This window comes from Saccharicrinis sp. GN24d3, from assembly GCF_052400645.1.
Lineage (GTDB): Bacteria > Bacteroidota > Bacteroidia > Bacteroidales > Marinilabiliaceae > Saccharicrinis.
On record NZ_JBQTGI010000028.1, the window covers coordinates 1 to 11622 of the forward strand.

Here is an 11622-nt window from a genome sequence, read left to right on the forward strand (position 1 = left end):
TTTGCTTATCCAACCAATTTTGAAAGGAGGATTGCGGAAGCACGTCTGTTTGCTTCGTGGAAATTATCTATTATTTTTATTTAATGATATTAATGGTCAGCTCTTATATAAGGTAACATTTTATTTTAATTGATTCGGGTAGCTTGTTTGGAAGGATTATTGCGTAAGGGTTGTCCGTTTGCCTCTATTTTTACTAATATTGCATTCGCAATTTAATTAATATGATATTAAATGAAGGTATTTGTTCATGCGTTTGCGCTGATATTTATAATTTTAATATATGCTTGTGAAGATGAAAGTAGCGACTTCTGTTTATCGAACCAGCAATCCGTACAAGCCGGGTTTTATTCTTCATACCAATCCACAGATACGGATTCTTCGGTGAGCGATGTTGTAATATACAGCATTGGTGTGGATAGTATTCCCTATGATACGGTTACGGTAAGCGATGTGTATTTACCTTTAAATATGCATAAAGATACCTCCCGGTTTATCATCGAAATAAATGAATTAAAGGACACGGTTTCGTTTGTACACCAGAAAGAATTAAACTTTGTTTCGGGAGAGTGCGGCTTTGTTTTTTCTTTTTATCTGGATACCGTTTTATTCTCTGATGTTTCTTTTATTGATTCAGTAGCAATTGATTACGATGAGGTTATTTACAACGAAAATTTAGAGAATGTTAAGATATATCTGTACTAGTTTATTGCTTTTTGCCCTATCGTGGACTGCTTTCGGGCAAGATTATACACAGTCCGGAAGTGAGCGCGAGCGACAAAATATAGAAGGTAAGGAAGGAACTCCCCTAAAGAAGAAAGAGAAGATCCCTTATCCCGATAAGAAGAAGGGAACCGAATTGGGAATTGATATCTCAAGGTTTCTTATTCCTGTGTTCGATGAAGATAGATTTGCATTGGAGGCGGGTGTCAGATCAAATTTGGGTAAGCGTACTTTCTTTGCAGGTACTTTGGGTTCGGAAACTGTTTCGTTTGATGATAAGTCGTATACCTATGAGTCCACCGGTTTTTTTGTTCGGGCAGGTATCGATTACGATATTTTTGTTGTTGATGAAAAGGGTAATAATGACAATATTCTGATTGGATTGAGGTATGGATATGCCTTGCAAGAGCATGAAGCTGGTTCTTTAACCATCGACGAAGACTATTGGGGGGATTACACTTCTTCTATTTCCCCCTATACTTTAAATACGCACTGGGTTGAGGCAGTGTTTGGGTTGCGAAGCGAGGTGCTCAATAACTTTTATATGAGCTGGATGATTCGTATAAAGGCGAAAATAAGTTCTGGAAACAGTGAAATCCTTGAGGCGTATACCGTACCGGGTTTTGGTAACGGATCTAATGACTTTAACCTGGGTTTTTCGTATGTGCTGGGTTATCAGATACCCTGGGGAAACAAAAAAAAATAATCCCAAAATTGTCATTAGAAAATACCTGATAAGTAATTCGACTAATAAAATCTGAATATTTCAGCAAAACTGAATTATAAGAATTTCTTAGTCGGGACTTCCCGGATACGTAAAAAGCCTGCTGTCGTTAGAAATTATTTTTAATTTAAACCCGCAATTTGCATTAGAAATTCTATTGCACATTGAAATTACTTTAAAACAAGACACTTCGTTGCATCACTTCAACTCACCGGAACGATGCTCCCGAAAGTAATCGGGACAAGTGATGCCTCGTTTCAGTAATGCCTTGTTTTATTGTACTTGCAGTGCTCATAACGAACCTCCAATACATAATCCGGGTTAAAACATAAAAAAAGAAAGGCTATCCGAATCATCGAATAGCCAGTATATATTTAGTGTTTAATCTACTATTAAATGCCGAAAGATTCTTTAATCTTATCTACATAATCAAGTTTTTCCCATGTGAAGAATTCAACCTCTTTCTCAATGTCCGAACCATTGTGTTTTACGGTCACGGTTTGGGTATATGGTTTTCTGCCTACGTGACCATATGCAGCAGTTGGTTCAAATATGGGGTTTTTAAGTCCAAATCTTTTTACGATGGCCGCTGGGCGCATATCAAAGATAGCATTGATTTTTTCGGCGATTTCACCGTCTGTTAAATCAACGTTTGAAGATCCGTAGGTGTTGATGTACAATCCTACCGGCTCTGCAACACCAATAGCATAAGCTACCTGAACTAATACCTCTTCCGAAATGCCGGCAGCTACCATGTTTTTCGCAATATGACGAGTGGCATAAGCAGCAGACCTATCCACTTTGGAGCTGTCTTTTCCCGAGAAAGCACCGCCGCCATGTGCGCCTTTTCCCCCATAAGTATCTACAATAATTTTACGTCCTGTTAACCCGGTATCTCCATGAGGTCCTCCGATTACGAATTTGCCGGTTGGGTTAACGTGTAATATAAAATTGTCGTTTATTATATTTTGTGCGTCAATGTTAAGAGACTTTTTCACCCTTGGGATCAATATGTTCTTGACATCCTGTTTGATCTTTGCAAGCATGGCCGTTTCTTCATCAAAGTCATCGTGTTGGGTAGAGATGACAATCGTATGAACCCGCACAGGCTTGTTGTCGTCGCCGTATTCCATGGTTACTTGCGACTTGGAATCGGGACGTAAGTAAGTCATTTCTTTTCCTTCCCTGCGTATGGCAGCCAGTTCAATTAATAATTGATGAGAGAGCTGTAATGGAAACGGCATGTATTCTTCGGTTTCCTTACAGGCATAGCCAAACATCATTCCCTGGTCTCCCGCTCCCTGGTTTTCCTCCTCTGCTCTCTCAACACCGCGGTTGATGTCCTCGCTCTGCTCGTGAATGGCCGATATTACGCCGCAAGAACCGGAATCGAACATATATTCCGACTTGGTATATCCGATCCGGTCAATGACCTGGCGGGCAATGTTTTGGGCTGGTACGTAACCTGTGGTTTTAACTTCGCCGCTTAAAACTACCAATCCTGTGGTAACCAATGTTTCCGCAGCTACCTTCGATTCAGAATCCTGACGTAAGAATTCATCTAACAATGCATCTGAAATTTGATCTGCTACTTTATCAGGATGGCCTTCGGAAACAGACTCTGATGTAAATAAATATCCCATTATATTTATAATTTATTTTTAAATAAAATGTTTGGATAGCTAAAAAAAGGAAAGGAATTATGCGTTTTAGCACTTTTTTAGAGTGGTTGCAATCAGTCAAATCCATCCACTATCCTTAAAATATGTAGCTGCAAATGTAAAGAAGTTTACGTTTATAATACAAAATAACTGTCATCTTTTTTCTTTCAGATAATAATATTGCGTTTTAATTAGGCGTTTGTAGGCATGCAGCTTGTTGTGTTTTAATGGAGTAGGAAAATATTTTTATTTTTTTTTAAAAAATATTTGGAGTGAATGCATTTTGATATATCTTTGCATCCGCATTTGGAAACAAAGAGACGTTCAAATGCTTTGATGCTCCGTTCGTCTAGGGGTTAGGACGCCAGGTTTTCATCCTGGTAACAGGGGTTCGATTCCCCTACGGAGTACATTTTGAAGATTCGATAATTTTAGGTTATATAAGATGGCAAATCATAAGTCGGCGTTAAAAAGAATTCGTCAAGCAGAGAAAAAAAGAGTGCACAATAAGTATTTTGCAAAAACAGCTCGTAATGCTGTAAAAAAGTTGCGTGATACAGGTGAAAAAGAAGCTGCTTCGGAAATGTTTCCAAAAGTTGCAGGAATGCTTGATAAATTGGCCAAAAGAAACATTATTCATAAGAATAAGGCGTCTAACTTAAAATCTAAGTTAGCCAAGCATATTAATAAGCTTTAATAAAAGCTTAGTTTGCTCCGTTCGTCTAGGGGTTAGGACGCCAGGTTTTCATCCTGGTAACAGGGGTTCGATTCCCCTACGGAGTACTCGAAAGAACCTTCATGCTTTTTCATGAAGGTTTTTTTGTATCCCATGGTTTGTTCGCAACAAGATATTTATTATCTTTTAGCTAAACGGGACTGGCCAGAGCAAATGTTTTAATTTGCACTGGTTATAAGGTTTCAGTTGGTTTTATAAAAGTATAATCGATGACCATGACTTACCAAAAACTAAGTATCAAAAATTGGGCAGTAGAAGATAGGCCCAGAGAAAAGTTACTTTCCAAAGGAATATCCAGTTTGTCCAACGCAGAATTAATCGCCATATTAATTGGGTCGGGCAATAGAAATGAGTCGGCCGTTGATGTCTCCAAACGGATTTTAAACGATGTAAACAATAATTTGAATGAGTTAGGAAAGCTAACCATCGACAAACTTAAACGGGATTACAGTGGGATTGGAGAAGCGAAGGCAATTTCCATTGTAGCAGCCATGGAACTCGGCAGGCGCAGAAAGCTGAGTGATGCAAAGGAAAAGCCTAAAATATCTGGCAGCCTTGATATTTACGATTTGATGCATCCAATTTTAGCGGACCTGCCACACGAAGAGTTTTGGATTGTACTTCTGAATCGCGCCAATAAAGTTATCTCCACACAAAAAATAAGTCAAGGCGGCATTTCGGGTACCGTAATTGACTCAAAGCTGATTATGAAAAGTGCTATCGATCAGTTGGCTTCGTCAATAATTTTATGTCATAATCATCCGTCGGGTAACCTGAGGCCCAGTAGTCACGACAAAACCAACACTAAAAAGCTGGTTGAGGCAGGAAAGGTTATGGAAATCCCTATTCTGGATCATGTAATAGTCACCGATAACGGATATTATAGCTTTGCCGATGAAGGGGAGATTTAAGAAAGGTTCAAGGTCATTTCTTTTAATTATATTTGGGCTTAAATAATTTTCAAGGTCAATGGAAATATTCTTTTCAGTCGTCATTCCTCTTTTTAATAAGGAAAAAGATATTGCAGATACAATCCAAAGCGTATTGGATCAATCATATCGTAATTTTGAGATAGTTGTTGTAAACGATGGCTCTACTGATAAAGGATTTGATATTGTAAAAGCAATAAGGGATAGTCGAATAAAGTTATTTGAAACGGAAAATGGTGGCGCTGCTGCAGCAAGAAATTATGGAGTTGAAAACTCTAAAGGAGAATATATTGCATTTTTAGATGCGGATGATTATTGGTATCCACATCACTTAGATAATCATAGATCTTTAATAGAAAAGTTTCCGGAAGGTAAATGGTATGCAACGGCTTATGAGATATTACATAATAAACGACTAACCTTACCAATGAAGAGTCCGATTATGGATAAAGGTAATAATTGGCAAGGTGAGGTAATTAATTTTTTCTCTTCAAGTATGAATGATTGTCTGGCGTGGACTTCTGCAGTATGTATGCGCAAAGATTTTTTTATTGAATTAAATGGATTTAACCTAAATTACGACACCGGTCAAGATGTAGATTTATGGATAAGGGCGGCTCTGTCTTCGGCTCTCTATTATTCTAATAAAATAAGTGCAAGATATAAATTAACCGCATCAAATAGACTTACCAATAAACCTACAAAGTTGAAGAGGCACATGGAAGTTAATTCTTTTGTTGGAATTGAGAAAGAGAATTTGCCTTTAAGACGATATCTAGATCTTATACGTTTTTCATACGCCATTAAATTTAAGATGGCCGGACTAAAAGATTTGTATTTGAAATATAGGAATACAATTGATACCGAACAATTGACTCGAACCCAAAAAATGTTTCTGAATACTCATGGGATAATTTTAAAATTTTTGGTTTGCGTAAAAAACAAAATTGAAAATGCTGGCTCTAGGATTAGAGTTCCACGTTCAGGATAACAAATTCAAATAAAATGAAGCATTATATAATCACTCGCTTTAACGTAAAAGTGTATGGGTGGGAAAAGGCAAAGGACGGTTCGCCGGTATTAGATGAAGAGTGGTTAAAGCATAGATTTAAATTGTTTAGTAAGTATTGCTATCCATCCGTATGTGCACAGACCAATCAGAATTTTGAATGGTGTGTTTTTTTCGACGTAAATACTTCTGCTCAATTTAGGAATAGAATTAATTTTTTTTCAAAAAAGAATGGACGTATAATACCCTTTTATGTGGCGGATATGGATTGTGTTAATAGCGAAATGATTAAACATATAAACGACACTGCTGAACTGGGTCAATATGTTATTACGACGAGACTGGATAACGATGATATTCTTAACTCGAACTTTGTGAATCGCATTCAAGAAATGGCTAGGGAAAAGGATGGATTGGTTGTGGATCTAACAACGGGTTACCAGTTAAATATTAAATCTGCAAAAAGTGAAATAAGAGCTTATTCTGGTAAGTTTAATCCGTTTGTAAGCGTAGTAGAAAAAGTGCCTAACATACAGACAGTTTTGTCAAAAAGACACGTTGAATGGAAAGATGCGCAAAGTATAATTGCATATAGCGATGCTCCAATGTGGATTGAACTTGTTCATGATAAGAATAAATTAAATGATACAAGCTTACGTTCTCCCATTCTAAAAAGTGCCGACTTAAGAGATTTTGGACTAGGAGAATATAAGTTGGAGAAAAGCTGTCTGTATATTAAATTGGCTAATTTTAAAGCTGTGAATTGGCGACTGTATTTTATATTAAAACAATTGGTAAAGAAAGTGTTGTTTAAATATACAACCTGAACTTATTGTAATACTTTCTGCCATTCTTTTGAAATTGCTTCTTTCCCTAGGTGTTTAATGCTTGAAATGGCGTTTTTGGTGCACCGATCGTATAAGTCCCTATCATTAATCATTCTTTTCATGGCATTAGCTAGAGCTTTCGGATTGTTGTTTTCAACTAAAAGTCCATTTGTTTCGTGTTGAATAATTTCGCTCGGACCAAATTTACAGTCCACAGATACAACAGGAGTTCCTAGAGATAATGATTCGCCCAATACCATTGGAAGACCTTCATATCTGCTACTTAATACCAGAAATTTCGCATGTAAGATGTACTGACTAACTTGAGGAGTGAAAGGAAATGTTTTTACATATTCTTCAAGTCTATTGTTTTTTATTTCATTGGAAATCAGGTCGGAATCAGGTCCGGAGCCAACAATGTATAGTTTCAGTTCCGGGTAGAGTTGTGAAATTTGATAACTTTTTATAAGCAGGGACAGATTTTTATGCTCATTATCAATTCTTCCAAGAAATAAAATATATTTTTTTCTGTCGTTAGATATTAAGGTATGATCAATTGTTTTATTAGGGATATAGTTAAATATAGTAGTACAATTGGTAGTATGAAATTGGTATTCTATTAAAGATTGAATACCATTGGATACAGTAATTACCTGTTCGGATTTTGAAATCATCATTTGAGCTATAAGTCTATGTTTTGGAAAGTATTTGTTAATTTGTGAGTTATGAACCATGTATATTACTTTAACATTGTTAAATATATAGTAAAGATAGAAGAGTTCCTTAAGTGAGTTTGTTCTTGTTCGATTATCAATAATGTAATCAATCTTGTGTTTAATGATATATCTGCGGAGTTTGTAAAAGCTTAAGGCGTATTCAAAGATGTTATTACTTTTTGTTTTTTTCTTTACAATAAATAACCTACCTGTAATTTTATAATCAATTTCAGGAGATAAGCAAATCATATGTGTATCGTATCCAACTTTGTTAAGAAGTTCGAACAAATTGACGCATGATCGTTCAAGCCCTCCGTTTTTAAGAGAGATGGTTAGTATGCAGATTTTTATTTTTTTATCTTTGGTCATGTTATTTTTTCGAATATAATATTGTTGCAAATTCAGTATAATGTACTTTAGTCCAAAAGTAAGAAAGGAAATATCTTCTTCTGCGTATACATTTCATTTTGTCTTATTTTTTATTGTTACTGTAGTTTTTAATCATGTTAAAAGTATTAATAAATATCCAGAAAGGCTTCACATCCGAGCTCAAACAGATCATTATGCGCTAGTATTTTGGGTTTTGTAGACAATAATTTTGATTATTTTCATCCCGAAACATTTATCCTTAATAAGTAATTTTCACCTAAAATTCCATAAGATAATCCTCAAGTGATAACGGCGGTAGATTTTCCTGTCTTACATTATATAGTATGGGTGCTATGTATCTATTTGGAGATACATCTCCCTGGATTTTTAGGACCATAACTTTATTGGATTGTCTTATTGCAATTGTAAAATTGTTTCGATCTCTAATTAATTTTCGTGAATTAACAAAAGCACTATTTGTTAGTTCCATTATAATTTTACAGACAATTTATTGTAATTATTATAATGTAAATTATAAAGTCTAAGTTGCAACTAATATTTTCCTCATTGGGATTAGCTATTTTATTCTATACAATTACAATAATTCATTTAAGTTGCTATTGTTGTCAGTAGTTTGCATAACACTTGTTTCACTCATGCGTTTTACCCGCGAGATTACGCTTATTGCGTTGATGTGTGTATATCTCATCGATTCATATAAGCGTAAAAAAATTAACAATAATATATGGATTATTAGTTATGAAATAGCATTGGTTGGAGCGTATTTTTTTGTACAATGCGTATTTTAAGACAGCACTACTGTTCCGTTTTTTATCTGATCCTATTTTACCAAGATCTTTGCATAGCCTTTGCAGGTATATAGTTAAAACTACTATTAACTTCACTAAAGGATTTATCCCGTTTCTCGGCATGTTAGCAATAGGAGTCATGGTGTTTTGGAGTGTTCTAAATTGAAAATCTAAAACGCCTCTATTGAATAACTTTACATTATTAGTTGTCTTCTCTTCTATTGGCAACCTTCTCTTTTCCATTGTAATGAGCAGTCATATTGCAGCGCTCGATTATTATGTGTTAGATACCTGGTTGCCTTTTGTGACTTTCCTACTTTTTTATTTTATTTTTAAAACTATTAGCCATTATTTTCTGCAAAATAAATTGTTTGTTATTGGCTCATTTGCTGTTGTTTTACAACATCAATTATAGAAATATCCAGAAATTGCACAAATAGTAGATGGAAATAAGGTTATTGTAGATTTTATAGAAAATAATTCATATTATTAATAGTTGTGTCGATAGCAATAGTAAAGTATTAATTATAGCAAGGTGTGGATACAATACTCCTATGATTGGATGGCAAAAAAGCATATAGAGTTATGCAAAAATTACCCCTTGGTGTTCCAGAAATATTAAATTTGCATCGAATTGATTTTATAATTGTTCACACTGGTGATTTGGAAATTGGCGATTATGGTTATGAACATATTCGAAAAGATTATTCCGAGATGGTACATAACGAAAGTATTTCATTATGGAAAAAGTAAATAATATAAGGAGGGATGATACTTACTGTAATAGTATTGGCTTATAACCAAGAAAAATATATAGCTCAAACATTATGCTCCGTTATGAAGCAAAGAACGAGCTTTGAACTGGAGTATATTGTTGCTGATGATTGTTCGACTGATAAAACGGTAGAAATTATTAACAAAATAATTGAAGGAAAAAGTAATGTTACTTTTATTAAAAACCGTGAGAATTTAGGGTTGATCAAAAATTATGCTCAGTGTATGCGCTTAGCTAAAGGTAAGTATATTGCCGATATTGGAGGAGATGATATCTGGTTGGATCAATTAAAATTGCAGAAGGAGGTAGATTTTTTAGAAAGTCATCCTGATTTTGGAATGGTTCATACGCAATTTGATGTATATCTCGAAGAGAAGGGCATTCGGATTGAGAATTATTTAAAGAATCCAATAATTGGAGAAGGTCAGGAGCTGTATGAAAAGATTCTTAAGAGCAATACTATCTGTTCGATAACAGCCTGTTATAGAGTGGATTTAGTCCGTTCTTTGATAGAGGATTTTGAAACTGAATTTTTTTCGCATGAAGATACTCCAATGTGGTTAGAAATAGCTCAAAATAAAAAAATTGGTTATTTAGAAAATAGCACTTCGCTATATAGGTTAAAAAAAGGGTCTGTTAGTAAACCAAAATCAACGGAAAAAATAAGCCAGTATAACCTTGAAAAGAGAAAAGTTCGTTGGCATTATATGAGTCAATATCCGGTAAGTGCGGATACAGAAATATGGGTCCGGCAACAGGAGGCAATAGAAGATAGTCGCGTAGCTTATTTAAAGGAAAACAAAGTAGAATTTATGGAAAAATTCAAAAAAATACATGATATACCCAGGCGAATTTGGCTTATGAGAATAATTATGGCAAGTAAAATATTGATTGTTGCTTGTAGGCCTTTAAAGTGGTTGATATATAAAGGATATTAGTGTTAGCCTAATGTAGAAAGAAATGCGGGTTTGTTGATTACATGTAGATTGTTTGAAATTAGCCAATGTGAACTGATGTACGCTTATTAGTCATTTGTTAATAATACTGTGAAGTTCTATCTCTTTAACCTCGTTATAACACATGGTTTTTTTATATTTGCCGACACTCAAATATATACATTATTTTATTTACCCGTTGAATATTTAAATCAGGAAGAATGAATACGCACGTTTTCAACAAGCAAAATTCTTTGTTTAACCAATTTATTGCCGAAATCCGAGACAAGGAAATTCAAACCGACCCCCTAAGATTCCGCAGAAACATTGAGCGTATGGGCGAGATTCTGGCTTATGAAATTAGTAAGGAGCTCAACTACAGGAGCATTGATATCCAGACCCCGCTCGGCACATCACACGAGTTTGTTCACGACGAGAATGTTGTGATAGCCACTATTTTAAGGGCTGGTTTGCCATTGCACCAGGGCGTGCTTAATTATTTCGATAGTGCAGAAAGTTGCTTTGTTTCGGCTTATAGAAAGTATAACGAAAAAGGTGATTTTGATATTCATATCGAATATATTTCATCGCCTTCGTTAGACGATAAGATAGTTATTGTTACCGACCCGATGTTGGCAAGTGGTGCTTCGATGGAATTGGCGTATAAAGCAATTTTAACAAAGGGCACGCCAAAACATATTCATATTGCTTCAATCATTGCCAGTGAAGAAGGTGTGGAATATGTTAGAAATAATATGGCTTCAGATAACATTTCCTTGTGGATTGGGGCGGTAGACAAGGAATTAAACGACAAAAAATATATAATCCCTGGTTTGGGAGATGCGGGTGATTTGGCATTTGGTAGCAAGTTGTAAAGGCTATTCCAGTTTTTTCACCCAACCATCATCATCACATTCTTCCAGTAATTGTTTCAATGGCTTATTCAATACCGGATGAATGTGATTTCCCCATTCTTCGATAAGTGGCAACACCGTAAACATTCGATCCTGTAGTTTTGGGTGAGGAATCGCCAGTTCCAATGATTCTATGATTAAATCATCATAGAACAAGATGTCAATATCCATGGTTCTGGCCTCGTAACCAACTTGTGTTTTGGTCCTTCTACCTAGTTGCTTTTCAATAACTTGTCCTTGAAATAACACTTCGTTCGGAGAAAGTGGCGTAAACACTTCTATTACTTGGTTAATAAAATTCTGATGGTGTTTAAAGCCCCAGGGTTCACTTTCGTAATTAGAAGAAGCCTTAACGATAGTTCCAATCTTATCTCGGATTAAGTTTCTGGCTTCTTGAATAATCCCAAGCCTGTCACCCTCGTTTCCTCCAATAAGCAATATGGCCTTGTGCATAAATCAAGTTCGTTGAAAATGTTACCGAGTAAAATCGTATTGATA

At 35.3% G+C, this 11622-nt stretch carries 12 protein-coding genes and 2 tRNA genes; 11 read left to right on the forward strand and 3 right to left on the reverse strand.

Annotated features, from left to right (window positions below; genetic code table 11):
- Nucleotides 1–231 precede the first annotated feature (231 nt).
- Nucleotides 232–702, forward strand: a complete 471-nt coding sequence (locus ACT29I_RS22335) for a DUF6452 family protein (RefSeq protein WP_430934942.1) — start codon at nucleotides 232–234, stop codon at nucleotides 700–702.
- Nucleotides 680–1426 carry a DUF6048 family protein gene (locus ACT29I_RS22340; RefSeq protein WP_444794460.1) on the forward strand — a complete coding sequence of 249 codons (747 nt, stop codon included), beginning with the start codon at nucleotides 680–682 and terminating at the stop codon, nucleotides 1424–1426. The genes ACT29I_RS22335 and ACT29I_RS22340 overlap by 23 nt, the downstream gene beginning before the upstream one ends.
- Before the next feature lie 410 nt (nucleotides 1427–1836).
- Here ACT29I_RS22340 and metK read toward each other — a convergent pair whose 3' ends face one another.
- Entirely contained in the window at nucleotides 1837–3087 is a 1251-nt protein-coding gene (gene metK / locus ACT29I_RS22345; protein WP_444794461.1) for a methionine adenosyltransferase, read from the reverse strand.
- 356 nt (nucleotides 3088–3443) lie between these two features.
- Here metK and ACT29I_RS22350 point away from each other — a divergent pair.
- The 6 genes from ACT29I_RS22350 to ACT29I_RS22375 all read left to right on the forward strand — a co-directional run bounded on the left by ACT29I_RS22350 (nucleotide 3444) and on the right by ACT29I_RS22375 (nucleotide 6606).
- A tRNA-Glu gene (locus tag ACT29I_RS22350) sits at nucleotides 3444–3515 on the forward strand.
- A 35-nt stretch (nucleotides 3516–3550) separates the two neighbouring features.
- Nucleotides 3551–3802: a 30S ribosomal protein S20 gene (rpsT, locus tag ACT29I_RS22355; protein ID WP_430934939.1), complete on the forward strand. Its 252-nt coding sequence runs from the start codon at nucleotides 3551–3553 to the stop codon at nucleotides 3800–3802.
- Between the two features lie 14 nt (nucleotides 3803–3816).
- Nucleotides 3817–3888 (forward strand) — tRNA-Glu (locus ACT29I_RS22360).
- Nucleotides 3889–4050: 162 nt separating this feature from the next.
- Nucleotides 4051–4752: a RadC family protein gene (gene radC, locus ACT29I_RS22365; RefSeq protein WP_444794462.1), complete on the forward strand. Its 702-nt coding sequence runs from the start codon at nucleotides 4051–4053 to the stop codon at nucleotides 4750–4752.
- A 58-nt stretch (nucleotides 4753–4810) separates the two neighbouring features.
- Entirely contained in the window at nucleotides 4811–5761 is a 951-nt protein-coding gene (locus ACT29I_RS22370) for a glycosyltransferase family 2 protein (RefSeq protein WP_444794463.1), read from the forward strand.
- Between the two features lie 14 nt (nucleotides 5762–5775).
- The gene (locus tag ACT29I_RS22375; protein WP_444794464.1) at nucleotides 5776–6606 is read left to right on the forward strand and encodes a glycosyltransferase; all 831 of its coding nucleotides are present in this window, start codon (nucleotides 5776–5778) and stop codon (nucleotides 6604–6606) included.
- Nucleotides 6607–6608: 2 nt separating this feature from the next.
- Here the strand turns inward: ACT29I_RS22375 and ACT29I_RS22380 are convergent, their stop codons facing one another.
- Complete coding sequence (locus tag ACT29I_RS22380) at nucleotides 6609–7691, reverse strand: glycosyltransferase (protein ID WP_444794465.1); 1083 nt, start codon at nucleotides 7689–7691, stop codon at nucleotides 6609–6611.
- Between the two features lie 1394 nt (nucleotides 7692–9085).
- On the opposite strand from ACT29I_RS22380, the gene ACT29I_RS22385 reads away from it, so the two are divergent.
- From ACT29I_RS22385 to upp, 3 genes are all read left to right on the forward strand, one after another.
- On the forward strand, nucleotides 9086–9253 hold the full coding sequence (locus ACT29I_RS22385; protein WP_444794466.1) for a hypothetical protein: 168 nt from the start codon (nucleotides 9086–9088) through the stop codon (nucleotides 9251–9253).
- A gap of 15 nt (nucleotides 9254–9268) precedes the next feature.
- Nucleotides 9269–10213, forward strand: coding sequence for a glycosyltransferase family 2 protein (locus tag ACT29I_RS22390; RefSeq protein WP_444794467.1), 945 nt, complete (start codon nucleotides 9269–9271; stop codon nucleotides 10211–10213).
- Nucleotides 10214–10431: 218 nt separating this feature from the next.
- Nucleotides 10432–11085: a uracil phosphoribosyltransferase gene (upp, locus tag ACT29I_RS22395; RefSeq protein ID WP_430934928.1), complete on the forward strand. Its 654-nt coding sequence runs from the start codon at nucleotides 10432–10434 to the stop codon at nucleotides 11083–11085.
- A 3-nt stretch (nucleotides 11086–11088) separates the two neighbouring features.
- Here upp and folK read toward each other — a convergent pair whose 3' ends face one another.
- Nucleotides 11089–11577, reverse strand: coding sequence for a 2-amino-4-hydroxy-6-hydroxymethyldihydropteridine diphosphokinase (gene folK, locus ACT29I_RS22400; protein ID WP_430934927.1), 489 nt, complete (start codon nucleotides 11575–11577; stop codon nucleotides 11089–11091).
- Between the last annotated feature and the right edge of the window lie 45 nt (nucleotides 11578–11622).

Excerpts from the sequence above, each read along its gene's own strand:
- rpsT (WP_430934939.1), top strand. The coding sequence starts at position 3,551 with ATGGCAAATCATAAGTCGGCGTTAAAAAGAATTCGTCAAGCAGAGAAA.
- metK (WP_444794461.1), bottom strand. The coding sequence starts at position 3,087 with ATGGGATATTTATTTACATCAGAGTCTGTTTCCGAAGGCCATCCTGAT.
- upp (WP_430934928.1), top strand. The coding sequence starts at position 10,432 with ATGAATACGCACGTTTTCAACAAGCAAAATTCTTTGTTTAACCAATTT.
- ACT29I_RS22335 (WP_430934942.1), top strand. The coding sequence starts at position 232 with ATGAAGGTATTTGTTCATGCGTTTGCGCTGATATTTATAATTTTAATA.
- ACT29I_RS22340 (WP_444794460.1), top strand. The coding sequence starts at position 680 with ATGTTAAGATATATCTGTACTAGTTTATTGCTTTTTGCCCTATCGTGG.
- ACT29I_RS22380 (WP_444794465.1), bottom strand. The coding sequence starts at position 7,691 with ATGACCAAAGATAAAAAAATAAAAATCTGCATACTAACCATCTCTCTT.
- ACT29I_RS22375 (WP_444794464.1), top strand. The coding sequence starts at position 5,776 with ATGAAGCATTATATAATCACTCGCTTTAACGTAAAAGTGTATGGGTGG.
- ACT29I_RS22370 (WP_444794463.1), top strand. The coding sequence starts at position 4,811 with ATGGAAATATTCTTTTCAGTCGTCATTCCTCTTTTTAATAAGGAAAAA.
- ACT29I_RS22385 (WP_444794466.1), top strand. The coding sequence starts at position 9,086 with ATGCAAAAATTACCCCTTGGTGTTCCAGAAATATTAAATTTGCATCGA.
- folK (WP_430934927.1), bottom strand. The coding sequence starts at position 11,577 with ATGCACAAGGCCATATTGCTTATTGGAGGAAACGAGGGTGACAGGCTT.
- radC (WP_444794462.1), top strand. The coding sequence starts at position 4,051 with ATGACCATGACTTACCAAAAACTAAGTATCAAAAATTGGGCAGTAGAA.
- ACT29I_RS22390 (WP_444794467.1), top strand. The coding sequence starts at position 9,269 with ATGATACTTACTGTAATAGTATTGGCTTATAACCAAGAAAAATATATA.